19 protein-coding genes are annotated in these 25,971 nt (G+C 67.8%); 6 read left to right on the forward strand and 13 right to left on the reverse strand.

Annotated elements, in window-relative coordinates:
* Window positions 1–163: 163 nt before the first annotated feature.
* Window positions 164–7,888: a DNRLRE domain-containing protein gene (locus ACFVVO_RS28680; RefSeq protein WP_390058735.1), complete on the reverse strand. Its 7,725-nt coding sequence runs from the start codon at window positions 7,886–7,888 to the stop codon at window positions 164–166.
* A 1,254-nt stretch (window positions 7,889–9,142) separates the two neighbouring features.
* Here ACFVVO_RS28680 and ACFVVO_RS28685 point away from each other — a divergent pair.
* Window positions 9,143–9,685, forward strand: coding sequence for a hypothetical protein (locus tag ACFVVO_RS28685; RefSeq protein WP_390058670.1), 543 nt, complete (start codon window positions 9,143–9,145; stop codon window positions 9,683–9,685).
* Between the two features lie 53 nt (window positions 9,686–9,738).
* Window positions 9,739–10,728 (forward strand): L,D-transpeptidase family protein, encoded by a 990-nt coding sequence (locus ACFVVO_RS28690; RefSeq protein ID WP_390058671.1) that lies wholly within the window; start codon window positions 9,739–9,741, stop codon window positions 10,726–10,728.
* Window positions 10,729–10,774: 46 nt separating this feature from the next.
* Here the strand turns inward: ACFVVO_RS28690 and ACFVVO_RS28695 are convergent, their stop codons facing one another.
* Complete coding sequence (locus ACFVVO_RS28695; protein ID WP_390058673.1) at window positions 10,775–11,416, reverse strand: TetR/AcrR family transcriptional regulator; 642 nt, start codon at window positions 11,414–11,416, stop codon at window positions 10,775–10,777.
* Window positions 11,417–11,496: 80 nt separating this feature from the next.
* Between ACFVVO_RS28695 and ACFVVO_RS28700 the strand changes: the two genes are divergently transcribed.
* From ACFVVO_RS28700 to ACFVVO_RS28715, 4 genes are all read left to right on the forward strand, one after another.
* A complete protein-coding gene (locus ACFVVO_RS28700) occupies window positions 11,497–12,282 on the forward strand; it encodes an ATP-binding cassette domain-containing protein (protein WP_390058674.1) in 786 nt (261 codons plus the stop codon).
* A 9-nt stretch (window positions 12,283–12,291) separates the two neighbouring features.
* Window positions 12,292–13,041 carry an ABC transporter permease gene (locus ACFVVO_RS28705; protein ID WP_390058675.1) on the forward strand — a complete coding sequence of 250 codons (750 nt, stop codon included), beginning with the start codon at window positions 12,292–12,294 and terminating at the stop codon, window positions 13,039–13,041.
* A gap of 13 nt (window positions 13,042–13,054) precedes the next feature.
* Complete coding sequence (locus tag ACFVVO_RS28710; RefSeq protein WP_390058677.1) at window positions 13,055–13,627, forward strand: cob(I)yrinic acid a,c-diamide adenosyltransferase; 573 nt, start codon at window positions 13,055–13,057, stop codon at window positions 13,625–13,627.
* A gap of 342 nt (window positions 13,628–13,969) precedes the next feature.
* Window positions 13,970–15,790: a glycosyl hydrolase family 18 protein gene (locus ACFVVO_RS28715; RefSeq protein ID WP_390058678.1), complete on the forward strand. Its 1,821-nt coding sequence runs from the start codon at window positions 13,970–13,972 to the stop codon at window positions 15,788–15,790.
* Window positions 15,791–15,848: 58 nt separating this feature from the next.
* Here the strand turns inward: ACFVVO_RS28715 and ACFVVO_RS28720 are convergent, their stop codons facing one another.
* The 11 genes from ACFVVO_RS28720 to ACFVVO_RS28770 all read right to left on the reverse strand — a co-directional run bounded on the left by ACFVVO_RS28720 (window position 15,849) and on the right by ACFVVO_RS28770 (window position 25,878).
* Window positions 15,849–16,295, reverse strand: coding sequence for a DUF2550 domain-containing protein (locus ACFVVO_RS28720; protein ID WP_390058680.1), 447 nt, complete (start codon window positions 16,293–16,295; stop codon window positions 15,849–15,851).
* A 153-nt stretch (window positions 16,296–16,448) separates the two neighbouring features.
* Window positions 16,449–16,826, reverse strand: a complete 378-nt coding sequence (locus ACFVVO_RS28725; RefSeq protein ID WP_061927131.1) for a F0F1 ATP synthase subunit epsilon — start codon at window positions 16,824–16,826, stop codon at window positions 16,449–16,451.
* A gap of 111 nt (window positions 16,827–16,937) precedes the next feature.
* Window positions 16,938–18,374: a F0F1 ATP synthase subunit beta gene (atpD, locus tag ACFVVO_RS28730; RefSeq protein ID WP_390058682.1), complete on the reverse strand. Its 1,437-nt coding sequence runs from the start codon at window positions 18,372–18,374 to the stop codon at window positions 16,938–16,940.
* Window positions 18,374–19,315, reverse strand: coding sequence for a F0F1 ATP synthase subunit gamma (locus ACFVVO_RS28735; protein WP_390058683.1), 942 nt, complete (start codon window positions 19,313–19,315; stop codon window positions 18,374–18,376). Before ACFVVO_RS28735 ends, atpD begins: the two co-directional genes overlap by 1 nt.
* A gap of 21 nt (window positions 19,316–19,336) precedes the next feature.
* A complete protein-coding gene (atpA, locus tag ACFVVO_RS28740) occupies window positions 19,337–20,929 on the reverse strand; it encodes a F0F1 ATP synthase subunit alpha (RefSeq protein WP_390058685.1) in 1,593 nt (530 codons plus the stop codon).
* A 140-nt stretch (window positions 20,930–21,069) separates the two neighbouring features.
* Entirely contained in the window at window positions 21,070–21,885 is an 816-nt protein-coding gene (locus tag ACFVVO_RS28745; RefSeq protein WP_390058686.1) for a F0F1 ATP synthase subunit delta, read from the reverse strand.
* The gene (locus tag ACFVVO_RS28750) at window positions 21,882–22,430 is read right to left on the reverse strand and encodes a F0F1 ATP synthase subunit B (RefSeq protein WP_390058688.1); all 549 of its coding nucleotides are present in this window, start codon (window positions 22,428–22,430) and stop codon (window positions 21,882–21,884) included. Before ACFVVO_RS28750 ends, ACFVVO_RS28745 begins: the two co-directional genes overlap by 4 nt.
* A gap of 37 nt (window positions 22,431–22,467) precedes the next feature.
* Complete coding sequence (locus ACFVVO_RS28755) at window positions 22,468–22,707, reverse strand: F0F1 ATP synthase subunit C (RefSeq protein WP_333776138.1); 240 nt, start codon at window positions 22,705–22,707, stop codon at window positions 22,468–22,470.
* A 69-nt stretch (window positions 22,708–22,776) separates the two neighbouring features.
* Window positions 22,777–23,547, reverse strand: coding sequence for a F0F1 ATP synthase subunit A (gene atpB, locus ACFVVO_RS28760; RefSeq protein ID WP_390058737.1), 771 nt, complete (start codon window positions 23,545–23,547; stop codon window positions 22,777–22,779).
* 273 nt (window positions 23,548–23,820) lie between these two features.
* Window positions 23,821–24,258 carry a hypothetical protein gene (locus ACFVVO_RS28765; RefSeq protein ID WP_390058689.1) on the reverse strand — a complete coding sequence of 146 codons (438 nt, stop codon included), beginning with the start codon at window positions 24,256–24,258 and terminating at the stop codon, window positions 23,821–23,823.
* A 288-nt stretch (window positions 24,259–24,546) separates the two neighbouring features.
* On the reverse strand, window positions 24,547–25,878 hold the full coding sequence (locus ACFVVO_RS28770; RefSeq protein ID WP_390058690.1) for an MraY family glycosyltransferase: 1,332 nt from the start codon (window positions 25,876–25,878) through the stop codon (window positions 24,547–24,549).
* Between the last annotated feature and the right edge of the window lie 93 nt (window positions 25,879–25,971).

The following is a 25,971-nucleotide window of genomic DNA, read 5'->3' on the forward strand; positions in this document are numbered from 1 at the left end:
CTGCCCGCCCTGCCCCGTGGCCAAAGCCGCCGAGCTCCCCCCCTTCGGCTCCCCGCCGTCCGGGGCGGGGGGGCCGCCCCCCGGCATCCGGGGGCGCGGCCCCGCCGTTTTTCAGGGCGCATCCCGGCCGGACGACCGGCGGGACGAGCGCGTCAGGCTGCCGTCAGAAGAGACTGGAGACCCAACTTGTGATGCCTTCCAGCAAGCCGGACGACGAGTCCGATGAGCTCGATGAGCTCGATGAGCCCGATGACCCCGAGGACGCCGACGGAGCCTTGGGATGGTCGAGGTCCACCGTCTCCGTCCACGTGATGTCCTGCGTTTTCGTGCTGAAACGCCCCGTATCGTAATACTTGTTGAGGGGTTTGGCGATGTGCTCAGTCCACCAATCACTGTACCCGCCGAGCGCCGGGGCAATATGCGTTCCAGAGTTCATGGTGCTGCTGTTGTGCGCATGGAACTGGATGGTCGCCGTCCCCGCCTTCTTGTCGACCGACTTGACCGTGTAGTCCATGGTGTAGGAACCGAGGAACGCCGCGGACATGTTCGACGTGAAGTCCTTGATGAGGGACTTGGTGTTCAGCGATTGATCCAGGCCGTTGTTCTGCACGACCCCCGAATCATCTGTGTACTGGTGGACATTCTTGCCCAGATTGTAGTTTCCGCCGTTGATGTTGTCAGCCGCGATCTCCCGCACCCGCTGGACGTGGTAGTGGTCCATGAGCGACTGCGTGAAGGCGTCGTTTCCGCCGAAGTCCCGATGCTTGGGGCCGCGGCCCGAGACCCATTCGAATCCCAGATCCACTCCATTGGGATCGCCGGGGGTTCCGAAGCACCCAGGGCACTTCTCCCGAAGAATCGGCTCCGCGGCGATCACGGGGCTGGCAAGCGTGTCGGCGACGGTCTCGACGGTACCGACCCAGGCAGAGGCGAAGTTGTCGTCCCAGGGGCAGAGGGCGCCCCCTTCGCACCAGTTGTGTCCGTCGAGCTCGACACTGCTGATCGGGTTGCCGCCGGTGAAGGCGTAGCGGTTCCCGGTGAAGGGATCCGATCCCAGCTGCATGTCGGCCAGGGCGCCGTTGTACATGTCCCGGCTGGTGAAGCGGTTCAGGCCGGGGCTGTAGTCACGGAAGCCCATGTCGTACGTGCCGCTGGCGGCGTCCCAGCGCTTGGCGTTGAAGCGGTAGGGGTTGTACGCCTCCTTGTCCGGCTGGGCGGTGTCGGGCTTGTCGATGCCGGTGAACTCGGCGTCGTTGTTGGTGCCGTAGGCCGTGTAGCCGTAGGTGGACTTGGTGTCACCGCTGCTGTCGGTGAGGGTTTCGACGTCGGTGTGGCCGTTGTAGCCGTAGACGCCGAGCTCCTCGGAGCCGTCGGTGTTGTGCTTCAGCTGTGTCAGGCGTTCGCCCCACGGGCTGTACTGGTAGGACTTGGTGACCTCGCCGGCAACGGCCTCGTTGAGAACCTCGCTGGAGGTACCGAGGTAGTTGAAGTCGGTGGTCTTGCCGGCCTCCGTCTTGGATGCCGTGCGGTCCAGGGGGTCGAAGACATAGGTGGTGGTCTTCGTCGTGACCCCGTCGGTCTGCAGCTTGGCGTTCTTGACCACGTGGTCGAAGCCGTCGTAGTCCCGGTCCTCGACGATCTTGCCACCCGCGACGACCGTGTCCAGTCGGCCGTACGGGTCGTAGTTGTAGTTGTTGGTGGCGGCTCCGATGCTCGAGCTGAGGAGCCGGTTGCGGTCGTACGTGTAGTTGGTCGTGACGTTCTTGATCGTCTGGGTGACGACGTTGGCGTTGGCGTCGTGAACGTAGGTCTCAGTGCCCGCGCCAGTTCCCGTCTTCACGGACTGGGCGAGCCGGTTGACCGGGTCGTAGGTGTAGTCCGTGGTGGAGTTCAGGTACGCGCCGTGGTTGTCGGCGTTCATCTTGGACGCGACGTCCTGCGCCTGGTTGCCGTTGGCGTCGTAGGCGTAGGTGTGCGAGGAGACCAGGGTGCCGTTGGGCTTCTTCTCGGTCTGGGTCTTCAGCGCCGCGTTCAGGTAGTAGGTGTAGTCGACCGCGTTGCCGTTGGCCTTGGTCTCCTTCAGCCGCAGGCCGCGGTCGGTGTAGGTGTAGTCGGTGGTCTCCGGCGAGGCGTCCGAGGCGGACTTGCCGATCTTCACCGTCTTGACCAGGTCACGCACGTCGTAGAAGTACTGCGCGTACTGGTCCGAGTGGCTCGTCGTCTCCTTCTGGCCGTTGGCGTCGTAGGTGAACGACGTGGCCTTCTTCTCGGTGCCGGACAGCGACTCGCTGACCTTCTGGACCTGGTTCAGCCCGGTGTAGGTCATCGTGTACTTGTCGATCTTGGCACCCGAGGAGGCGTCCGCGATCGAGGCGAGGTTGCCGTTGAGGTCGTACGAGTAGGTGAAGTCCTTCTTCTCGTTGTCCGTCTCGGTGACGGTGCGGACGATCTTCACCGCGTCGGCGACGACCTTGCCGGAGGCGTCGGGCGCCAGGGTGATCTTGGACGTGTTCCCCTGCTTGAAGGTGAACGAGCCCAGGGAGACCCAGGTGCCGCCGCCGGTGGTCTGGTTGACCGTCTTGTCGGTGGTGCCGCCGTCGTGGGTGACGGTGTACTTCGCCGCCGTGGAGGCGCCCGAGGTCGTCGGGTACTTCGCATAGGCGGTGTAGCTGCCGTCCTGCGGAACGTTCAGAGTCCAGGTGAACGTGTCCGTCGACGTCCCCGCCGCGTGGGTGCGGTGGTCGTAACCCTGCTGGCCGGTGGCCGAAGCCGTGGCCCAGGTGCCGGTCGCCGAAGTGGTCTGGGTGTCGGAGTTGTCGGCCACCACCACGTGGGCGCCGACCGGCACGCCGTCATCGGAGCGGGCCTGGATGCTGCCGTCGGGGTAGTACGCCCAGCCCTGGGTCCGGGAGCTCGAGCCGCCGGCGGAGGTAAGGGTGCGCGAGACCTGCTGGCCGGTCTGGTTGTAGCCGTAGGAGGTGACGATGTCCCACGGGTCGGTGGACGTCCTGGTCCAACCGTTGTCGAAGTAGGTGTAGTCGGTGTCGTTGCGGACCGTCTGACCCGCCGACGGCGGCGCGGAGACCCGCGAGACGCGGCCGACCTCGTCGTACGTCGTCTGGGTGTAGACGTTGGGGTCGTTGTAGCGGGAGTCCGCCGGGTCGTAGGGCTGGTACTGCTTGGCCGGACGGTTGAGCTTGTCGTACTCGGTGCGGCTGGTGAAGTCGTCCGCGGCCGCGGTGGCGGTGCCGCGCGGGCTGATCACCTTGGTGGTGTTGCCCATCTGGTCGTACTCGAACTTCGTGGTGCGAAGAGTGGTGCCCGAGTACGGGACCCGCTGCTCGATCGTCTTGCCGCGCTCGTCGTAGACGACCTCGCTGGTGTTGCCCTCCTTGTCGGTGCTCCTGACCATCAGCGAGTCCTTGTCGTACTCGCGCGTGGCGTACTTGCCCGCCGCGTCGGTGACCTTGGTGACGCGGTGGTTGAGGTCGTAGGCGCTCTTGCTGGTGTAGTCGGTGGTGTAGGCGGTGGCGTTCTTCTTCGGGTCGATGACCGTGACCGCGTTGCCGACGTTGTCGTACTCGTAGGAGACCTTGTCGCCCTGGGCGTTCACCACCGACATGAGCTGGTAGATCTCGTTGTAGTTGTTGGTGGTGACGTAGTCGTCCGGGACGGAGGTCGTCGCCACACCCTTGGGCTCGGTCGTGGTCTTGAGGTTGCCGACCTTGTCGTAGGTGTAGCGCGTCGTGCGACCGCTCAGGTTGTTGTCCGGGCCGGTCATCTCGGTCACCTGGTCCGCGGAGTCATAGAGCGCGGTGGACACCACGCCGTCCGCGGCGGTGCTGGTGGTGACGTTGTCGTTGGCGTCGTACACCGGGGCCGGAGTGGTGATGAACACCCCCTGTGCCTGCTCCTTGGGCAGCTTGTTGGCCAGCGGACGCTTGAAGGTGTCGTAGGTCTGGGTGGTGGTAGTACCCAGCGCGTCGGTCACCGACGTGACCTCACCGCGCTCGTCGTAGACGAACGAGGTGGCGTGGCTCTCCGCGTCGGTGATCGTCTTGGGGTAGCCGACGACGTCGAAGTCGGAGTTGACGGTGGCATTGCCATTGGCGTCGGTGGCCCTGGTCAGCTGCCCGTAGCTGTCGTAGTCGTACTTGGTCGTGTAGTCGTCAGGCACCGACGTCGTCGCGACACCCTTCGGGTCCGTGACCGTCTTCATGTTGCCGAACGAGTCGTAGCCGAACTGCCAGGCGCGGCCCTCCGGTGACGTCTTGCGGAACAGGTCCGCCGAGAAGCCGTCCGCACGCGTCTGGTACTCGTACTTCGACGCGTTCGCCGGCCACTTGGAGCTGTCCGTCACGCAGGTGGTCGTCTGGTCCGGTACGCCCGCCTTGTTGTTCTCCGCGTCGCGCTGCCAGAGCGGGTAGCCCGTCTTCTGGTCGTAGCAGTACGCGGTCTTCGCTCCGTTGTCCTCCTCCAGGTACGTGACGTTGTTGTCCGCGTCCCACGACATCTTCGACGTCTCGGACTTGGCGTTGGTCGTCTGGACCGGACGGCCGAAGTCGTCCGTGACGTAGCTGGTGGCGTGCGTCTCTGCGTCCGTGACCGTGGTGTCGGTGAACTTGGTGTTCGCCGTGTCGGCCGCGTAGGCGAAGCCGGTGTCACCGCCGAGGCGGTCGGTGACGGTCTTCGTCCACCAGTGGTACTTCGGGTCATCACCCGCCTTCGGCTCGAAGTACGCGAGCTGGGTGCCGTGGCCGCGCGGGTCGGTGGCCTTGACCAGCTTGACGTTCTTGTTGCCCTGGGTGGCGTCGTAGGTGAACTTGAACACCTTCGGCTGGGACGAGCCGTCACCGTCGGTGAACTGACCGAGCAGGCCCTTCGTCGTGTAGAAGAAGGAGACCTTCCGGCCCGAGATGTCCGTCATGGACTTCACGTGGTCGTAGATCTTGGAGTTGGTCAGGTTGGTGTCGCTGACCTTGGCGCCCGTGTCGTCGATGTAGTCGTACGACGCGTCGCCCTTCTCGTAGTAGTCGACCGTCAGCGACTGCCGGCCGGCCGGATCCGTGATGTAGGTCAGGAACTTGGTCGGCTTGTTGTTCGACTTCCGTTCCTCATAGGTGTACGACTGCGTGTTGCCGTTCTTGTCGACAACCGACGTCATGTAACCGTCACAGCCGAACAGGAAACGGGTGCCGTCCGGGCGCAGCAGCGTCCAGGCGTCCGGGATCGGGTCCTTGTTCGGCGTGCAGTCCAGGCCCGCCTTCATCGTGATGCGGTAGTGGACGCCCGCCGGGGCCTTCCAGCTGCCGTCCGCCTGCTTGGTGAAGACGTGCGTGGTGCCGTCCCCGTCCGGCAGACGGATCTCGGTGGCGTTCTGCACCGGGTTGGGGTGGAAGTCCAACGCGGCGCCCAGTCGGATGGGCCCGGCGAGCTGCGCGGACCAGCCCGCACCGGACACCGTGTCGGACGTGTCCAGCGAGTTGTACGAGACACGGGCGAACGTGGTCAGACCCCGGCCGGGGTTGGTGAACGCGTTGTAGGACCACACGCTGTTGCCGGAGCCGAGGTTGTTCATCACCGTCGAACCGGCACCGGTGTTCTTGCCCGTGTAGGAGTAGAACTTCTCCAGGCCCAGCGCGTTGGAGGTGGGGTCCTCCACCGCCACGTTCTGCTTCAGCGGCGGTATGCCACCCGTGCCTGCCGACAGCCAGGTGCCGTCGGAGACCTTCTTGACGTCCCAGCCGAGGACGTAGTCCGTGCGCTTGTTGCCGGAGTCGGAGTTGATCGGCGTCTTCACCGTCGCCTGGATCGTCGCCGACTGACCGGGGCTGAGCGCCGGGATCGCGGTCGCGGCCTGGTTGCCGCCCGTCGTCACGTCCGTGCCGTCCGGGAGCTGCCAGGTGTAGGACAGCTGTCGCTCACCGGCCGCCCACGCGCTCGACGTGGTGTTGGTGACCGTGAAGTCCACCGTGTACGTGGAGTTCGGGGTCATCCGGGCCGGGGTCTGCGGCGCGTAGTAGGTGTCCGCGGTCGTGGAGTCGACGTAGATCACCCGGAGCAGCGGGCCGAGCTGCGGGTCGGGCGCCTCCGAGGACAGGAACAGCGACCGCTCCTGCGGCCCGGTGGTCGTCTCGTCCTTCAGCTTGACCAGCGCGCCGTGATTGCTGGTGGGCGTCTTGACCCAGCCCTGGGTCAGGGACGTCGCGTCCCACCAGTGCCGGCCGACCTCGGAGACCTGCGCGATCGTGTCCGACACCGTGCCCGAGTAGTCACCGCCGGCCGTCGTCCACGCCGTGGTGGAGGTGGCGTTGTTCCAGGTGGCCTGGGTCTCGTTGAAGTCCTTGCTCAGGCCGTGCAGTTCGTAGATCGCGCCGTTCGTATCGGTCGTCGTCTCCGCGCCCCACATGAACAGCCGGGACTCCAGCACGGTGGCCGTGGCCGGGATCGCGCTGGTGGAGAACTTCAGGCCCGCGCGGGCCTTGCCGTAGGTGGTGGAGTTGTTGCCCACCTCCAGCCACTTCTGCCCCACACCGAAGGAGGAAATGGTGTCCTCGTTGGTGGTCGGCTGCCCGGAGGAGAGGGTCGTGTCCGTCACCCCGGAGGTGCCCTGGATCAGCCGCATCGTGCGGCCCGCCTTCGGCACACCCACGATGCGGGTCGGCGAGCCCAGAAGCTGGCCGTTCTTCGTCTTCACGGCGAGCTGGTAGTAGTACGACCGGCCGATCTCCGCCGACGACGAGTCCGGCGTCGGGGTCGCGGTGGTGTCCGTGTACGCCGTCGTCGACTTGTCGATCGGCGCCACCAAAGTGGCCGCGGACGGCGTGAACGTCTGCTGCGTGGAGCGGTGGAGCTGGTACTCGGCGATGTCGAGACCGGTGTCACCGGTGGTGTTGGAGTACGCCTTCCAGGACAGCTCCGGGCCCGTGCCGTGGACCACGGTCGGCGAGTTCAGCGTGGTGCCGACCTTGCCGTAGGTCACCGTCAGCCGCGGGATCGTCGCCGTCTCGCCGCCGTAGTCACCATCACCCGACTCGTAGCGGGGGCCGCCGGTCGGCGCGGTCGCCGACTCGTCGGTGGCCTTCAGCACGAAGCCGTTGTTGGTGGACGTGCCGTCCACCCACTGCTGGACCGTGTCGGTCACCGGGAACTTGTGCCACTGGTTGTACTCACCGGTGTTCTTCACGATCGACGCCGGGTTCACGAAGCGCATCGCGTCCGCGATCACCGCATGCGTGCTGTCGGTGTCCTTCAGGACGACCTTGCCCGCGGTGCCCTTGGCGAAGTTGATCTGCGAGCCGCCGTTCAGCGACGCCCACACACCGTTCGTACCGGCCGTCTGGTTCACCGTGTACGTCGCGGACGGATCACTGCTCGTCACCGTGAACGGAGCGGCCGTCGACCGGTCGGAGGCCTGCACGTAATGCGTGTCCACCCGGTACGACGCGGCCTCCGGCAGATTCGGCTGCCAGGTGTAGGAGTCCCCGAGGACCGCGTCCTTGTTGTACAGGTAGTCGCCGTCGATGCCGTACGAAGTCGACCCTGGCTTCCAGGAACCCACCGCGGCCGTCGTCCCCGCGTCCCCGTCGTCCACCTGGACGCTGGTACCGGACAGCTCGCCCACCAGGCCACTGGTGTTGGTCCAGTTCGCCGTCGACTCGTCCCACGCACCCGTCGCCCGATACGCACCGATCGTGACATCGTTGGCGTTCGTGGTGTGCGCCTGGTCGAAGTACATCTCCAACCGGGCCGAGTCGACCTCCGTACCCGACGGGATCTCATTCAGCGGGAACTTGATCAGCGAACGCGAGATACCCGTGTCCGTCTTGCCCGCCGACAGCTTCCACGTGGTGTTGAAGTTCGTCGACGCCTGGTCCGACAGGACCATCGTGTCCTGCGAGTCCGTCGGCGACGGGGCGATCGTGATCGTCGGATCGATCACGACCGGGTACTGACGGTCCTTCGACGCCAGCCACTTCGCGTCCGGGGTGACGGTCAGCTTCCAGGACTTGCCGTCCTTCGTGAGCTTCTGCGAGACGCGCGTGCTGTAGGTCTTACCGAAGACCGACTTGCCGGCCTTCTTCGCGTCCGTCATGAACGGCGCCGGGATCACCATCACCGGCGTGTTCGGCAGCTCACCGAACAGCGCGATCGAACCGTCCTCGCGTGCCTTCGGCACCAGCCCGTCGGTGTCCAGCGTGAACGTGAACCGCACCGGACCACTCGGGCGCTTCGCCAGGGTGATGTTCTCCTTCACCCGGCCCCGGCCCACGCCGTACTCCAGATCGGCCCCGTCGACCGCGTCCTTGTACGTGACCGTGGAGCCCTTCACCGTCGGCCTCAAGGCGTCGGCGCCCCTGAGCCCGAGGGTGACCGAACGGCCGTCCGGCGACTGGAACCTCACCAACCGGTCCGCACGCGAACCGAACCAGCTCCGGCCCTCGTTCGCCGTGTTGGCGAAATCGAAGCCCTCCGCACCCGTCGCGTGGACGGCGGTGTCGATCGGCTTCCAGGAAGCCTTCCCGCCCGAGCCCGAACGGTACGACGTCGGCACCGCCGACAGCTCCGCCTGCACCCGGCCGTCCGACATCCGCCAGAACCGCGCACTCGACGTACGCCGGTTCTTCAGCTCCGCGACCCGCTTCGCCTTCACCGCCCGCTTGCCCCTCGGCAGCTTCTGCCGGTCGGCGACCTCCAGCTCGTCGTGCGACGGGGGCGCCGCGAGCTCGTGCTCGTCGTCGTCGTCAGCACCGAACCAGCCCTTTACGGTGTCGACTATCCCCTTTCCACCACCGTCGCCGGAGTCCGTTGCCGCATATGCGACCTGCGGCAACGCGGTACTGACCACCGCGGAGACCACAAGGCACGCGACAAGCCTGCCCAATTTGGGTTTCACCGCAACCCTTTCATCGTGTTTGACGTCGTAAAAACCGGCAACGTGCAGACCAGACTTCTAAGAAGAGGCAGGTCAGACATAGCGGCGCCGTGGTTGTAATCAGCCGGGTGATGCTGTGTCAAGTAACTTCGCAAGTCCGAAACTTCGGCACTCGCGCAATTTCGCCGCCCGATTTGTCTCCTCGCTTGCGACCGCCGCTCGCCATCACGTATAAGGGGCCGATTCCGGAGCTGAAAGGGATTGTTCATGGGCGAGGAAAAGCCGTCGGCGGAGCCTGCCGAGGAAAATACGGAAACCGGCGAGGAAAGCGCGGAGTCCGCGAGCACACCGGAGAAGGACCAGTCGCCGTCCACCGGTGCCGGCCGCCGCCCGGACCGGGCCGGCCTGCTCGTCGCCGGTGGCGTACTGGCCGCGTGCGGCGGGCTCGTGCTGTACGGCGTCCTCGGCGGCGACGGGGACGGCACCCCGGCCCGGCACCGGACCCCCACCGCCTCAGTCACCTACGAGGTGACCGGCACCGGCACCGCCGACCTCACCTTCCAGGCCCGCAGCGAGTCCGGGACGGCCACCGTGGTCCGGGCCGCCCGGCTGCCCTGGCACCGGACCGTCGAGGTCCCGGTCGGCCGGGACCCGCTCATCAGCATCGTGCTCGGTAAGGACGGCGGCACCGCGCGCTGCGCACTCGCCGTCCGCGGCCACCACGTCCAGAGCGCCACCGCCACGGGGAACTTCGGCCGTGCCACCTGCTCCGGCGCCCTTCCCGCCCCGGAAGGCCCGAAGCAGGGCTGAGCCCCACCGCGCCGGCCGCCGCCGCGCTCCCCGCCTCCCCCACCCTCACCTCGATGAAGGGTCACCTCGTGCTGCCCGAAACATCCGTTCCGTTCGCCTCTCGGCCCGCCCCGGCCCGCTCTCGCAGGCTCCTCGCCACGGCCGCGGCCGGCGGTGCGCTGCTCCTCGTGCCGGGTTGCGGAAGCGGCGACGCCGCCGCCGGCCCCGCCGAGCAGGTCGCCGCCGAGGCCACCGCCACGCCCGGCGCCTCGGCCACCGGGTCCGCGAGCGCGTCCGCGTCCGCTTCGGCGTCGGCATCCGCCTCCGCTTCGGCCTCCACCTCGTCGTCCGCGTCGGCCGGACCGAGCACCGGTGCCTCCTCGAAGGAGACGGCGCCCGCCTCCGGCGCCTCCGCCCGCTCCGGCGGCGGCTCCGACGGAGGTACGCGGACTTCGGCCACCGGGAGCGCGCCAGACTTTCCCGTCCCCGTCGAGGTCGGCGACGCCACCCAGGTCATCACCGTCAAGGCGAGCGGCTCCTACGCCACGGTCACGGCCTGGGCCAAGGGAGCCTCCGGCTGGAAGGCGCAGTTCAGCACGAGTGCCGGGCGGGTCGGGTCGAACGGCGTGACGAACGGGTCGACCCGGCGGCAGGGCACGTACACGACGCCGTCCGGGACCTACACCATCACCGAGGGGTTCGGCGTCCAGGCGGGCGGCACGAGCATGCCGTACCACGTGGTCGGGTCCCATGACTGGTGGGTGGAGGACCCGGAGTCGAAGTACTACAACTCGATGCACAGCGATGCGGGCGCCGACTTCCCGCTCACGGAGTCCGGCGACCGGGGCAGCGAGCACCTGATCAACTACCCGACCCAGTACGCCAAGGCCCTCGTCGTCAACTTCAACCGGTGGCCGGCCACCCCGGGCCGGGGTGCGGGGATCTTCCTGCACGTCAACGGGTCGGGGGCGACGGCCGGCTGTGTGTCGGTGCCGCGCGCCACGATGGACGGCATCATGTCCTGGATCCGGCCCGCCGCCCACCCGCGCATCGCCATCGGCTGAGGCGGCCGGTCGCCGGACCCAGGTCGCTCAGGACCCCTCAGGCCGCTCAGGACCCGGGGCGCACCGCGTACGCGAAAACCTTCTCGCTCAGCAGGTCCTCGATGTCGTCGAGGAGGGCGAGCACCTCCCGCGATACCTCGCGCGGTTCGCGCCCCTTGACCATCTCGCGGCCGATGACCGCCATGACCGTGCTGTGCGCCCAGCCGATCTGGCCGGCCATCAGGTGCGGCAGGTCGTCCTCGTCCGCGGCGCCGGTCTCCGCGCGCAGCTCCCGCTCCAGGGTGGACTGCACCTCCTGGCCGATGGCCCACAGCCGGGAGCGCAGGGCGGGCGCCTCCTCGATGACCCTCATGAACGCCGCGTATCCGGGGATGAGCCCGACCCGCGGGGACACGGCCTCGACCTCCTCGCGCAGTTCGCGCAGCACCGCGGCGACCGCCGACTCACCGGCCGGGCGGCCGCGCACCCAGCGGGCGAGCCGGTCGACCATGCCGGCGGAGCGGTCGAAGAACAGGTCCTCCTTGGCGGGGAAGTAGTTGTAGACGGTGTTGACGGAGACATCGGCCGCCTCGGCGATCTCCGCGACCGTCACCGTGTCGAACCCGCGCTCGACGAACAGTCCCGTGGCGACATCCGAGATGTACTGCCTGGTCTGCCGTTTCTTCCGCTCCCTGAGTCCCTCAGCCATGCCCGCATCCTAACTTCGCTGGGTCCGATGAAAACTTGGGGTCATTGCAAAATTTCAGGGACTCTGTTTTTCTGTACGCCATGGCAGCAGTCATCAGCGCGGCCGGCCTGGCCCGCACCTTCCAGACGAAAGCCGGACCGGTCGAGGCCGTACGGTGCGTCGACCTCGTCGTCCGCGAGGGCGAGGTCCTCGGCCTCCTCGGACCCAACGGCGCCGGCAAGACCACCACCCTGCGGATGCTCACCACCCTGCTGAAGCCCACCGGCGGCGCGGCGACCGTCGCCGGGCACGACCTGGCCACCGACCCGGCCGGAGTGCGCCGGGTCTCCGGCTACGTCGCCCAGTCCGGCGGGGTCGACCCGCAGATCACCGTCCGGGAGGAGCTGGTCACCCAGGCCCGGATGTACCGTCTGCCGAAGGCCGAGGCGGTGCGGCGCACCGCCGAACTCGCCCGCGAGCTGGATCTCACCGAGCTGCTCGACCGCAGGACGGCCGCGCTCTCCGGCGGCCAGCGGCGCCGTCTGGACATCGCGATGGCGCTCACCCACCGCCCGAAGGTGCTGTTCCTGGACGAGCCGACGACCGGCCTCGACCCCGGCAGCCGCGCCGACCTGTGGGACCTGGTCCGCGGGCTGCGCGACCGGCACGGCACGACCGTCTGCCTGACCACCCACTACCTGGACGAGGCCGACGCCCTCGCCGACCGCCTGGTCGTCGTCGACCGGGGTGTCGTGGTGGCCGACGGCACGCCGGGCGCGCTCAAGCTGGCGCACGGCGGCTCGATCGACGCCACCCTCCAGGACACCTTCCTCGCCATCACCGGCCGCGGCCCCGCCCCTGCCGACGCCGCCCCCATCGCCGTATAGGACGCCCGCATGCTCCTGCACGACACGGCCCTCGTCTACGGCCGCTATCTCCGTCAGTCCCTGCGCTCGCGTTTCGCCCTGCTCTTCGGTGTACTGACGCCTCTGCTGTACCTCCTCTTCTTCGGCCCGCTGCTCACCGGCCTGCCGCTGGGCGGCGACGGCAGCTCCTGGCAGGTGCTGGTGCCCGGACTGCTGCTCCAACTCGGCCTGTTCGGAGCCCTGTTCGCGGGCTTCACGGTCATCATGGAGAACGCCCAGGGGGTGCTGGAGCGGATGCGGGTGACCCCCGTCAGCCGTCTCGCCCTGCTCCTCGGCCGGGTCCTGCGGGACGCCACGGTCTTCGTCCTTCAGGCGGTGCTGCTGGTGCTGGCCGCGCTGGTGATGGGCCTGCGCGCACCCCTGCCGGGCGTCCTCATCGGCTTCGCCTTCGTCGCCCTGCTCACCGTGTCGCTGGCCTCGCTGTCGTACGCGCTGGCGATGAAGGTGCGCACCCCGCAGGAGTTCGGGCCGCTGATCAACGCGGTGTCGATGCCGTCGATGCTGCTGTCCGGCCTGATGCTCCCGATGACCCTCGCGCCGGCCTGGCTGGACGTGCTCTCGCACTGCGTGCCGTTCCGCTATCTGGTGGACGCGGTCCGCGACGCCTATATCGGCCGGTACACGAGCGCGCACATGCTGTACGGCGGTCTCGTCGCGGTCGGTTTCGCCGTGCTGACCGTGACAGTGGGCACACGCGTGTTCCGGACGGCCGGGGCATAACTACGCTGGTCACATGGTCAATCTGACGCGCATCTACACCAGGACCGGCGACCGGGGCACCACCGCCCTCGGCGACATGAGCAGGGTCGCCAAGACGGACCTCAGGATCTCGGCGTACGCCGACGCCAACGAGGCGAACGCGGTGCTCGGCACGGCGATCGCACTGGGCGGCCTGGACGCGGAGATCGTCCAGGTCCTCACCCGCGTCCAGAACGACCTGTTCGACGTGGGCGCGGACCTGTCGACGCCGGTGAAGGAGAGCCCGGAGTTCCCGCCGCTGCGGGTCGAGCAGTTCTACATCGACCGACTGGAGGCGGACTGCGACCGCTTCAACGAGCGGCTGGAGAAGCTGCGCTCCTTCATCCTCCCGGGCGGCACCGCCGGCGCCGCCCTGCTGCACCAGGCGTGCACGGTGGTCCGCCGGGCCGAGCGCTCCACCTGGGCGGCGCTGGAGGCGCACGGCGAGGTGATGAACCCGCTGACCGCGACCTACCTCAACCGCCTGTCCGACCTGCTGTTCATCCTGGCCCGGACGGCGAACAAGGCCGAGGGCGACGTCCTGTGGGTGCCGGGCGGCGAACGCTGACCGAACCTGCCCCCTGCGGCAGGGCCGGGACGACCGGCACGGCGAGGACCCAGCGGCCCGCGACCCTCCACTCCTGGAGGGCGCGGGCCGCGCCGTGTCCCCGGCGCCCCACAGGAGGCCGGGCACGGTGAAGACGCACGTCAGCCGTCCGCTGGGGAATCTGGAGCCGCGCAGTCGGCGCAAGCGGCGGTCCTGGCCGAGGAGTTGGGGATCCAGCCGGAGCCGGGGACAAGTGGTCCAGACCTATTGACCATGTGGTCCAGACCTTTCTATTCTCGCGGCACTGTGGGCGTGAAGGCTCAGTCATGCCCCTGACACCCCCAACGAAGAGGGAGGCGCAGCATGCGCTTCAGACACAGAGCCGCGGCAGGGTTCGCGACCCTGTTGCTCCCCCTGGCCGGCCTGGTCGGTCTCGCGAGCCCCGCCCAGGCCGCGGCCAACGCGACGGCGAGCTTCACCAAGACCAGCGACTGGGGCACCGGCTTCGGCGGTCAGTGGACCGTGAAGAACACCGGTACCAGCGCGATCAGTTCCTGGACCGTCGAGTGGGACTTCCCCTCCGGTACGTCCGTCACCTCCGCGTGGGACGCGGACGTCACGAACTCCGGCACCCACTGGACCGCCAAGAACAAGTCCTACAACGGCGGCATCGCCCCCGGTGCCTCCGTCTCCTTCGGCTTCAACGGCGCGGGCCCCGGCTCCCCGTCCAACTGCAAGCTGAACGGTGACAGCTGCGACGGCACCACCGTCCCCGGTGACGCGGCGCCCTCCGCCCCAGGCACCCCGACCGCCTCCGGCATCACCGACACCTCGGTGAAACTCGCCTGGGGCGCGGCCACCGACGACAAGGGCGTCAAGAACTACGACGTCCTGCGCGACGGCAAGGTCGTCTCCACGGTGACGGCCACCTCGTACACCGACACCGCGCTGAGCGCCGGCACCGACTACTCCTACACCGTGCGGGCCCGCGACACCGCCGACCAGACCGGACCGGTGAGCGGCGCGGCCGCCGTGCACACCACCGGCGGCGGCACCACTCCCCCGCCCACCGGCGACAAGGTCAAGCTCGGCTACTTCACCGAGTGGGGCATCTACGGGCGCAACTACAACGTCAAGAACCTGGTGACGTCCGGCTCCGCCTCGAAGATCACGCACATCAACTACGCCTTCGGCAACGTGACCGGCGGCAAGTGCGCGATCGGCGACTCCTACGCCGACTACGACAAGGCGTTCACCGCCGACCAGTCCGTCAGCGGCGCCGCCGACACCTGGGACCAGCCGCTGCGCGGCAACTTCAACCAGCTCCGTCAGCTCAAGGCCAAGTACCCGAACATCAAGGTGCTGTGGTCCTTCGGCGGCTGGACCTGGTCCGGTGGCTTCGGCGAGGCCGCGAAGAACCCGGCCGCCTTCGCGCAGTCCTGCTACGACCTGGTCGAGGACCCGCGCTGGGCCGACGTCTTCGACGGCATCGACATCGACTGGGAGTACCCGAACGCCTGCGGGCTCAGCTGCGACACCAGCGGGGCGGCCGCCTTCAAGAACGTGATGGCCGCGCTGCGCGCCAAGTTCGGCGCCGGCAACCTGGTCACCGCAGCCACCACCGCCGACGGCTCGAACGGCGGCAAGATCGAGGCCGCCGACTACGCCGGCGCCGCGAGCTCCGTCGACTGGTACAACGTGATGACCTACGACTTCTTCGGCGCCTGGGACGCCAAGGGCCCGACCGCCCCGCACTCCCCGCTCAGCTCGTACTCCGGCATCCCTAAGGAGGGCTTCACCACCGCCGACGCGCTGGCCAAGTTCAAGGCGATCGGCGTCCCCGCGAAGAAGCTGCTCATCGGCATCGGCTTCTACGGCCGCGGCTGGACCGGTGTCACCCAGGACGCCCCGGGCGGCACGGCCACGGGCCCGGCGGCGGGCACCTACGAGCAGGGCATCGAGGACTACAAGGTGCTCAAGACGTCCTGCCCGGCCACCGGCACCGTCGCGGGTACGGCGTACGCGCACTGCGGCGGCAACTGGTGGTCCTACGACACCCCCGCCACCATCGCCGGCAAGATGACCTGGGCCAAGAACCAGGGCCTGGGCGGCGCGTTCTTCTGGGAGTTCAGCGGTGACACCAGCAACGGCGAGCTGGTGAGCGCCATCAGCAACAACCTGTAAGTACTCTGAAGCGACATTGACGCTCCCCCGGATCTCGTCCGGGGGAGCGTCAATGTCGCTACGCCACGTTCACTCGCTGACCGGGCGGAGCCGCTTCCAGCCAGGCGAGGAATCCGGTCAGCGCGTCCTCACTCATCGCCAGTTCGAGGCGCGTGCCGCGGTGGGCACAGGCGAGGATCACCGCGTCGGAGAGCAGCGCCAGTTCCTCCTCGCCCTCGGGGAGCCGGCGGCCGGCCACCTCGATGGCGGCGCGCTCCAGGACACGGCGCGGGCGCAGGGCGTAGGAGAAGACCCGGTACCACTCGATCCGGTCGCCGTTGTAGCGGGCGACGCCGTAGCTCCAGCCCTTGCCGCCCGTGTCCGGTTTCTCGGGCACGTCCCAGCGCAGGGAACAGTCGAAGGTTCCGCCGGAGCGCTGGATCAGTCTGCGCCGCAGCCCGAACAGGAACAGTGCCACCACCACGAGCGCGACCACGATCCCGCACACAGTCAGAGCGAGGACCATCGGCACCGACCTCCTCGTCTCCCAGACAGTGTCACTGCGCTAACAACTCAGTAATGAAACCCAAAAAACACCCACATCTGCCTCAGCCGCGGTCGGTACCGGATTGCTCCGGACCGACCGCGGCTGAGTGACGTCATCACACCGCGCGCTGGATCAACGCGCCGCCGTCGCCGCCCGCAGACGGACGTCGGCGCGGCGCTGTGCCTCCGCGTCGTCCTCCGCCTTCGCGCGCTCGAGCTCGCGCTCCGTGCGCTGGACATCGATCTCGTCCGACAGTTCGGCGATCTCCGCCAGCAGCGACAGCTTGTTGTCCGCGAACGAGATGAAACCGCCGTGCACCGCGGCGACGACCGTTCCACCATCACTCGTACGGATGGTCACGGGGCCCGACTCCAGCACACCGAGCAGCGGCTGGTGACCGGGCATGACGCCGATGTCGCCGGACGTGGTACGCGCGACGACCAGGGTGGCCTCGCCGGACCAGACCTGACGGTCGGCGGCGACCAGCTCGACGTGCAGCTCAGCAGCCAAGGGTGGCTCCTCGGGTCACCACCCGGCGGGGGTGCCGGGTGTTGGGGTCAATTCTAGGGGGCGTGAGTGAGGGGGCGGGACGCACCCGCCCCCTCACCGAGAGCACGGGGCTCAGGAGACGCCCAGCTCCTTGGCGTTGTTCTTGAGGTCCTCAAGACCACCGCACATGAAGAACGCCTGCTCCGGGAAGTGGTCGTACTCGCCGTCGCAGATCGCGTTGAACGCGGCGATCGACTCGTCCAGCGGCACGTCCGAACCGTCCACGCCGGTGAACTGCTTGGCGACGTGGGTGTTCTGGGACAGGAAGCGCTCCACGCGACGGGCACGGTGGACGACGAGCTTGTCCTCCTCGCCGAGCTCGTCGATACCGAGGATCGCGATGATGTCCTGGAGGTCCTTGTACTTCTGCAGGATCGTCTTCACGCGCATGGCCGCGTTGTAGTGATCCGCGGCGATGTAGCGCGGGTCCAGGATCCGGGACGTGGAGTCCAGCGGGTCCACGGCCGGGTAGATGCCCTTCTCGGAGATCGGACGGGACAGAACCGTCGTCGCGTCGAGGTGGGCGAAGGTGGTCGCCGGGGCCGGGTCGGTCAGGTCGTCGGCGGGGACGTAGATCGCCTGCATCGAGGTGATCGAGTGACCGCGGGTCGAGGTGATGCGCTCCTGCAGGAGGCCCATCTCGTCGGCCAGGTTCGGCTGGTAACCCACCGCGGACGGCATACGGCCGAGCAGGGTGGAGACCTCGGAACCGGCCTGCGTGAAGCGGAAGATGTTGTCGATGAAGAACAGCACGTCCTGCTTCTGGACGTCACGGAAGTACTCGGCCATGGTGAGGCCGGCCAGCGCGACGCGCAGACGGGTGCCCGGGGGCTCGTCCATCTGGCCGAAGACCAGCGCGGTCTTGTCGATGACGCCGGAGTCCGACATCTCCTCGATCAGGTCGTTGCCCTCACGAGTGCGCTCACCGACACCGGCGAACACGGAGACACCGTCGTGGTTGTTGGCGACACGGTAGATCATCTCCTGGATGAGCACCGTCTTGCCGACGCCGGCACCGCCGAACAGACCGATCTTGCCGCCCTTGACGTACGGGGTCAGCAGGTCGATGACCTTGACGCCGGTCTCGAACATCTCGGTCTTCGACTCGAGCTCGTCGAAGTTCGGGGCCTTGCGGTGGATGCCCCAGCGCTCGCCCTCGTACTGCTCGTCGACGTTCAGCACCTCACCGAGGGTGTTGAACACCTTGCCCTTGGTGAAGTCGCCGACCGGCACCGTGATGGAGTTGCCGGTGTCGGTGACCGCGGCCTGGCGGACCAGACCGTCGGTGGGCTGCATGGAGATGGTGCGGACCAGGCCGTCACCCAGGTGCTGGGCGACCTCCAGGGTCAGCGTCTTCTTCTCGCCGGCGTTGGCCGGGTCGGCCACCTCGACGTGAAGGGCGTTGTAGATGTCCGGCATCGCGTCGACGGGGAACTCCACGTCGACGACCGGGCCGATGACCCGGGCGACGCGGCCCGTGGCCGTCGCGGTCTCAACAGTGGTGGTCATTATCGGTCACTCCCCGCGGTCGCGTCGGCCAGGGCGCTGGCGCCACCGACGATCTCGCTGATTTCCTGGGTGATTTCGGCCTGGCGGGCCGCGTTGGCAAGACGGGAGAGCGTGTTGATCAGCTCGCCCGCGTTGTCGGTGGCCGACTTCATCGCGCGCCGCGTGGCGGCGTGCTTCGAAGCGGCCGACTGGAGCAGCGCGTTGTAGATCCGGCTTTCCACGTACCGCGGCAGCAGGGCGTCGAGGACGTCCTCCGCCGACGGCTCGAAGTCGTACAGCGGGAGGATCTCGCCCTTGGGGGCGCCCGCCGCGTCAGCGGCAGATCGATCCGTCTCGGCGACCTCTTCGAGACGCAGCGGCAGCAGCCTTGAGTCGAGCGCGGTCTGCGTCATCATCGAGACGAACTCGGTGTAGACGATGTGGAGTTCGTCCACGCCGCCGTCCGCCGTCTCCTTCTCGATGGCCTCGATCAGGGGCGCCGCGACCTTCTTGGCGTCCGCGTACGAGGGCTCGTCGGTGAAGCCCGTGAACGACTCCGCGACCTTGCGCTCACGGAAGTTGTAGTGGGCGACACCACGCCGGCCGACGATGTACGTGTCGACCTGCTTGCCGTCGCGCTCCAGGCGCTCGGTCAGCCGCTCCGCCGCCTTGATGGCGTTGGAGTTGAAGGCGCCGGCCAGACCGCGGTCGCTCGTGAGGAGCAGGACCGCGGCACGGGTCGGGTTGTCCGCCTCCGTGGTGAGCGGGTGCTTGGTGTTCGAACCCGTACCGACCGCCGTGACCGCACGCGTCAGCTCGGTCGCGTACGGAGTGGAGGCCGCCACCTTGCGCTGCGCCTTGACGACGCGCGAGGCGGCGATCATCTCCATCGCCTTGGTGATCTTCTTGGTCGCGCTGACGGATCGGATGCGACGCTTGTAGACCCGGAGCTGGGCTCCCATGAGTCAGGTCCCTTCCTTACGTCACTTGGCGGCAGCGGCAGGAGTGTCCTCGCCGAGCAGCTTGCCGTCCGAGGTCTCGAACTGCTTCTTGAACTCCGCGACGGCGTCGTCGATCGCCTGGATCGTGTCGTTCGACATCTTGGCGCCCTCACGGATGGAGGTGAGCAGGCCCGACTCCTTGCGGTGCAGGTAGTCCAGCAGCTCCCGCTCGAAGCGGCGGATGTCGGCGACCGGGACCTCGTCCATGCGGCCGTTGGTGCCGGCCCAGACGGAGACGACCTGGTCCTCGGTCGACATCGGCTGGTACTGGTCCTGCTTCAGCAGCTCGACCATGCGCTGGCCGCGCTCCAGCTGGGCCTTGGAGGCCGCGTCCAGGTCGGAACCGAAGGCGGCGAACGCCTCGAGCTCACGGAACTGGGCGAGGTCCACACGGAGGCGGCCGGAGACCTGGCGCATCGCCTTGTGCTGCGCGGAACCACCGACTCGGGAGACGGAGATACCGACGTTCAGCGCGGGGCGCTGACCGGCGTTGAACAGGTCCGACTCCAGGAAGCACTGGCCGTCGGTGATGGAGATGACGTTGGTCGGGATGAACGCCGAGACGTCGTTGGCCTTGGTCTCGACGATCGGCAGACCGGTCATCGAGCCGGCACCCATCTCGTCGGAGAGCTTGGCGCAGCGCTCCAGCAGGCGGGAGTGCAGGTAGAAGACGTCACCCGGGTAGGCCTCACGGCCCGGCGGGCGGCGCAGCAGCAGCGACACGGCGCGGTAGGCGTCGGCCTGCTTCGACAGGTCGTCGAAGATGATCAGGACGTGCTTGCCCTCGTACATCCACTGCTGACCGATGGCCGAACCGGTGTACGGCGCCAGGTACTTGAAGCCGGCCGGGTCGGACGCCGGGGCGGCGACGATGGTCGTGTACTCCAGAGCGCCGTTCTCCTCCAGCGCGCGGCGCACACCGGCGATGGTGGAGCCCTTCTGGCCGATGGCGACGTAGATGCAGCGGACCTGCTTCTTCGGGTCGCCCGAGCGCCAGTTGTCGCGCTGGTTGATGATCGTGTCGACGGCCAGGGCGGTCTTGCCGGTCTGGCGGTCACCGATGATCAGCTGACGCTGACCACGGCCGATCGGGGTCATCGCGTCGACGGCCTTGTAGCCGGTCTCCATCGGCTCGTGCACCGACTTGCGCTGCATGACCGTGGGGGCCTGCAGCTCGAGGGCGCGGCGGCCGGACGTCTCGATCTCGCCGAGGCCGTCGATCGGGTTGCCGAGCGGGTCGACGACGCGGCCGAGGTAGCCCTCGCCGACCGCGACGGAGAGGACCTCACCGGTGCGGTGCACCGGCTGACCCTCCTCGATGCCGCTGAACTCACCGAGTACGACAGCACCGATCTCGCGCTCTTCCAGGTTCAGCGCGAGACCGAGGGAGCCATCCTCGAACTTCAGCAGCTCGTTCGCCATGGCCGAGGGCAGGCCCTCGATCTTGGCGATACCGTCGCCGGCGACGGTGACCGTACCGACCTCCTCGCGCGAGGCCGCGTCCGGCTTGTACGACTGGACGAAGTTCTCCAGCGCGTCCCGGATCTCCTCCGGCCGGATCGTGAGCTCCGCCATCTGGGTTCCCTGCTCTCCTTGTTGGGCCCGAAGTTTCACTTTGGGGGGATGGGGACTCCCCCCTGAATGAGGTGAATCCTCTGCACGGCCCAACCAGGGCCGTAAGCACGTCTTGCGTTTTCTCGATTGCCGAGGTGCGGCTAGCTCGCCATGCGGCGGGCCGCGTCCTCCAGCCGGTCCGCGAGGGAACCGTTGATGACCTCGTCACCGACCTGCACCCGCATCCCGCCGACGACCTCGGGGTCGACGTCCAGGTTGAGGTGCATCGGGCGGCCGTAGAGCTTGGTCAGGGCGGCGCCGAGGCGCTGCCTCTGTCCGTCGCTGAGCGGCACGGCCGACGTGACGACGGCGACCATGCGGTCCCGGCGGTCGGCGGCGAGCTTGGACAGGGACTCCAGTCCCGCTTCCAGGCTACGTCCCCGCGACGCGATCACGAGGCGCGCGACCAGACGCTCGGTGGCGGGCTTGGCCCGGCCGCCGAGGAGCCGGCGCAGCAGCTCGGCCTTGGCCGAGGCGCTCGCCGAACGGTCGGTGAGCGCGGCACGCAGCTCGGTGTTCGAGGAGACGATCCGGCCGAACCGGAACAGCTCGTCCTCGACGTCGTCGAGCGTGCCCGTCTTCTGCGCCGAGGTGAGGTCGGCGACGTTCGCCAGCTCCTCCAGGGCGTCCACCAGGTCGCGCGGCTGCGACCAGCGGACACGGACCATGCCGGACACCAGGTCGACGGTGGTCGTGCCGACCTGACCGCCGATCAGCCTCCGGACCAGCTCGGCCTTGGCCTCACCGGGCTGCGCCGGGTCGGTGAAGACCCGACGCAGGCTGGGCTCCCGGTCGAGCAGCGCGGTGACGGCCGCCAGCTCGTCCGCGAGCTTCGTCGCGTCCACGGACGTGGAGTCCGTCAGCGCGTCGAGACGCTCACGTGCGGCTGCCAGGGCCTCGCGGCTCGCTCCGTTCATCGCGCGGCCTCGGCCTTCTCCTCGAGCTCGTCGAGGAAGCGGTCGATCACACGGCTCTGCCGGGCGTGGTCCTCGAGGGACTCGCCGACGAGCTTGCCGGCCAGGTCGGTGGCGAGCTTGCCGACGTCCTGACGGAGCGCGCCCGCGGCGGCCTTGCGGTCGGCCTCGATCTGGGAGTGACCGGCGGCGACGATCTCCTCGCGCTGACGCTGGCCCTCGGCCCGCATCTCGGCGATGAGCGTGGCACCCTGCTCCTGCGCCTCCTGGCGCAGACGCGCGGCCTCGTGCCGGGCCTCGGCGAGCTGAGCCTTGTACTGCTCAAGGACGCTCTGGGCCTCGACCTTCATGGCGTCGGCCTCTTCGATGCCGCCTTCGATCGCCGCGCGACGCTCCTCCAGAACCTTGTTGATGTTCGGAAGCAGCTTCTTCCAGAAGAAGAAGAACACGATGGCGAAGGCGATGGTGCCGACGAGCATCTCGGGACCGGCCGGAATGAGCGGGTTCTGCTCCTTCTCGGCCGCCAGCTGTGCCAGGTTGGCGATCACATCAGTGCCTTTCGTCGATGCGTGTCGGTATGGAGTCTTACTTCACACCGAACACGAACGGCATGACGATGCCGATGAGGGCGAGCGCCTCACAGAAGGCGAAGCCCAGGATCTGGTTGGCACGGATCAGGCCGGCGGCCTCGGGCTGACGGGCGAGGGCCTGGGTGCCGTTGCCGAAGATGATGCCAACGCCGATGCCGGGGCCGATGGCCGAGAGGCCGTAACCGACGGAACCGATGGAACCGGTGACAGCGGCAAGGGTCTCAGTGGCAGCCATGCTGATTCTTCCTTCTCTTTACGGACCGGTGGGGGTTGACCACCGGACGACCGGGGGGTGTGTTGGGGCTCAGTGGTGCTCGGCGAGAGCGCCCTGAATGTACGAACAGGCCAGCAGTACGAAGACGTACGCCTGGACGGCCTGCACGAAAAGTTCGAAGCAGATCATGGCCATGGTCATCACGAACGAGATGCCGGCGGCCGGGATCATCCAGCTGTTCAGCAGGTACCAGGAGGCGACGGTGAACATCACCAGCATCAGGTGACCGGCGAACATGTTGGCGAAGAGTCGCACCGCGTGCGTGAACGGGCGGACGAACAGGTTCGAGAAGAACTCGATGAGCATGACCAGCGGCAGCACCGCACCGAGCGACTTGTCGTAGCCGGTGATGTTCTTGAAGAACCCGACGAAGCCGTGGCGCTTGAAGGTCAGTCCGACCCACAGGACCCAGACGAGCAGGGCGAGCACGAGCGGGAAGGCGAAGACCGAGGCGACCGGGAACTGGGCCAGCGGGATCACGGACCAGATGTTCATCAGCCAGATGAAGAAGAAGAGGGAGACCATGAGCGGCACCCACTTCTCGCCCTCGCGCTTGCCGAGCGTCTCGTAGACGATGCCGCGGCGCACGAAGTCGTAGCCGGCCTCGCCGACCATCTGCAGCTTGCCGGGGATGACCTTGGCGTTGCCGAAGGCGGCCCAGAAGAAGGCGATGACGACGACCGTGGTGACGAGCGCGAGCAGCATCACCTTGTTGAATTCGAAGCCGCCGACCGTGGCCATCGGCTTGAACAGGAACGAGTGCAGGCCCGGAGCCGGGAAGCCACACCCGTTGTCGGACATGATCCGACAACTCCAGTCAAAGGCGAGCTGGGTCTGGTCAGCACTCACCGCGGGCTCCTTCGGCGTGACGCATGGGTACGGCAACCTCGTTGTGTCGGCGCGGCACAGGGCCGCTGATCGGCACCGGACTGGTGTTACGGATGTGGGGGCGGCTGAGGGGCATCAAGCCTCGCGTTTGAGCAGGCGTCAGCTCGGATGCCCGCGCCCGCGATGCCGCAGTTGGCACCGGACGATAGCAGGAGATCTCACAGGCCTTTATCCCGCCCCTACCCCTCACGACGGCGGCCCCGTCTTCTCGTGCTTCTCACTCTTCGCGGGGTCGGGATCGACGTAGAAGATCTTGGCCTTCATGTGTGCGCGCGCCTGCGCGGCCATCCACACGACGGTCGTGACGACGAGCGACACGGCGAACGCCTTGGCGTTGAAGAGAGAGGTGCCCTTGAAGACGGCGACGAAGATCAGGAGGAGGAGCAACTGAGCCATGTAGAGCATCAGCCCCATGGCCTGGAACAACTGCGGGAGCGTCTTTGCCGTCCACTGCAGCACGTAGAGGCCGATCCCCATGAACAGGATGGCCAGCAGCGTGCCGACGGCCGCACCCAGAGCACCCTTGCCTCCCGCGACCGCGGCGCTCACGGCGACGGCGATCACGCCGGCGGCCGCTGCGGGCACAGCGATCTGCAGTAGGTTCCGGGCGTCTTTGGACGGCATGGCGGCAACTCCGCTTTCACAGGGGGGCAGGTGTCGTCATGGACGAGCGTAGTCCCGGGCTGAGTAGTCGAGACCTCACACCGGCGGACCGTCGCACTACGGTCCTTCGGCTCTATCCGGGGTTCTCGTGAACCGTATCACAAACTATTTGATGAGGTCTTTACCTGCTGGGTGTGCTTGCTGTCACACATGAGTGTGATGGCGCGCGTTTGTGCAAAAACCCGGCCTGTTTGTCTGGTATTGGGGGTCTTTGCTCCCCCACGAGATGGCAATGCTCTAGTCAGATTCTTACCTTGTGGCCTTGCCGATACGCGAACGAGGGCCGATGGCGGTCGCCCCGTTGACCCCTGTCGTACCGGCTGTGACGGGGGTCCGCTCCTCGGCCGCCGCCGGCTCCCGCGCCGCGGTCTCCGTGGACTCCGCGGGCAGCGCCAGGTCCTCGGCCGCGCCGCGGCGCCTGCGGTAGCGGGGCGGTACGAAGTGCTGTGCCCAGGCGGGTACCCGGGGCCTGAAGCGGGGCAGCAGGAGCAGGACCAGGCCGATGGCGCTCAGGAAGACCACGCCGAGCACGATCCACATCGACGCCGAGTTGACCGAGTAGGCGAGCGCGCCGAAACCGATCAGCGCCGACCAGAAGTACATGATCAGCACCGCCCTGCTGTGGGAGTGGCCGATCTCCAGCAGGCGGTGGTGCAGATGGCCACGGTCCGCGGCGAACGGCGACTGGCCGCGCCAGGTGCGGCGGACGATGGCCAGCACCAGGTCCGCGGCCGGCACGGCGATGATCGTCAGGGGCAGCAGCAGCGGGATGTAGACGGGCACGGTCTGGTGCACCGCCGCCTTCTCCGAACCCGTGAACAGGGCCAGCGCGTCCGGGTCCACCTGACCGGTGATGGAGATCGCGCCGGCGGCCAGCACCAGCCCGATCAGCATCGAGCCGGAGTCGCCCATGAAGATCCGCGCCGGATGCATGTTGTGCGGCAGGAAGCCCAGGCACATGCCCATCAGGATGGCCGAGAACAGCGTCGCCGGGGCGGCGGCCTCGATGCCGTACGAGTACCAGATCCGGTAGGCGTACAGGAAGAACGCGGCCGCCGCGATGCAGACCATGCCGGAGGCCAGGCCGTCGAGACCGTCCACGAAGTTCACCGCGTTGATCGTGATGACGACCAGCGCCACCGTCAGCAGGGTGCCCTGCCACTGGGTCAGCGCCACGTTGCCGACGCCCGGGACGGGCAGCCACAGGATCGTCAGACCCTGCATGACCATGACGCCGGCGGCGATCATCTGTCCGCCGAGCTTGATCAGCGCGTCGATCTCGAACTTGTCGTCGAGGACACCGATCAGCCAGATCAGCGCGGCCCCGGAGAGCAGCGCCCGCGGCTCGTTGGACTTGGCGAAGACCTCGTTGAGGTTGGTCATGTGGTCCGCGACCAGCAGGCCCGCGCACAGTCCGAAGAACATCGCGATCCCGCCGAGACGCGGAGTGGGTTCCCGGTGCACGTCACGTGCCCGGATCTCCGGCATCGCCCCCGCCACGATCGCGAACTTCCGTACCGGCCCTGTCAGCAGGTACGTCACCGCGGCCGTGATGCAGAGCGTCAGCAGGTATTCACGCACGGGCTTCCCCACAGGTCTCGCTGGCCATCACAGCCCCACACCCTAGCGACGGACGCATATGGATGAGGACTTCCGGGTAGCGACGATGGTTGC

It is taken from the genome of Streptomyces sp. NPDC058145 (genome assembly GCF_042884245.1).
Classification (GTDB): Bacteria; Actinomycetota; Actinomycetes; order Streptomycetales; family Streptomycetaceae; genus Streptomyces.

Bases quoted from the DNA above. Each gene is read 5' to 3' on its own strand.
- ACFVVO_RS28680 (WP_390058735.1), bottom strand. From the start codon at position 7,888: ATGGTCCTGTCGGACCAGGCGTCGACGAACTTCAACACCACGTGGAAG.
- ACFVVO_RS28685 (WP_390058670.1), top strand. From the start codon at position 9,143: ATGGGCGAGGAAAAGCCGTCGGCGGAGCCTGCCGAGGAAAATACGGAA.
- ACFVVO_RS28690 (WP_390058671.1), top strand. From the start codon at position 9,739: ATGAAGGGTCACCTCGTGCTGCCCGAAACATCCGTTCCGTTCGCCTCT.
- ACFVVO_RS28695 (WP_390058673.1), bottom strand. From the start codon at position 11,416: ATGGCTGAGGGACTCAGGGAGCGGAAGAAACGGCAGACCAGGCAGTAC.
- ACFVVO_RS28700 (WP_390058674.1), top strand. From the start codon at position 11,497: ATGGCAGCAGTCATCAGCGCGGCCGGCCTGGCCCGCACCTTCCAGACG.
- ACFVVO_RS28705 (WP_390058675.1), top strand. From the start codon at position 12,292: ATGCTCCTGCACGACACGGCCCTCGTCTACGGCCGCTATCTCCGTCAG.
- ACFVVO_RS28710 (WP_390058677.1), top strand. From the start codon at position 13,055: ATGGTCAATCTGACGCGCATCTACACCAGGACCGGCGACCGGGGCACC.
- ACFVVO_RS28715 (WP_390058678.1), top strand. From the start codon at position 13,970: ATGCGCTTCAGACACAGAGCCGCGGCAGGGTTCGCGACCCTGTTGCTC.
- ACFVVO_RS28720 (WP_390058680.1), bottom strand. From the start codon at position 16,295: ATGGTCCTCGCTCTGACTGTGTGCGGGATCGTGGTCGCGCTCGTGGTG.
- atpD (WP_390058682.1), bottom strand. From the start codon at position 18,374: ATGACCACCACTGTTGAGACCGCGACGGCCACGGGCCGCGTCGCCCGG.
- ACFVVO_RS28735 (WP_390058683.1), bottom strand. From the start codon at position 19,315: ATGGGAGCCCAGCTCCGGGTCTACAAGCGTCGCATCCGATCCGTCAGC.
- atpA (WP_390058685.1), bottom strand. From the start codon at position 20,929: ATGGCGGAGCTCACGATCCGGCCGGAGGAGATCCGGGACGCGCTGGAG.
- ACFVVO_RS28745 (WP_390058686.1), bottom strand. From the start codon at position 21,885: ATGAACGGAGCGAGCCGCGAGGCCCTGGCAGCCGCACGTGAGCGTCTC.
- ACFVVO_RS28755 (WP_333776138.1), bottom strand. From the start codon at position 22,707: ATGGCTGCCACTGAGACCCTTGCCGCTGTCACCGGTTCCATCGGTTCC.
- atpB (WP_390058737.1), bottom strand. From the start codon at position 23,547: ATGTCCGACAACGGGTGTGGCTTCCCGGCTCCGGGCCTGCACTCGTTC.
- ACFVVO_RS28765 (WP_390058689.1), bottom strand. From the start codon at position 24,258: ATGCCGTCCAAAGACGCCCGGAACCTACTGCAGATCGCTGTGCCCGCA.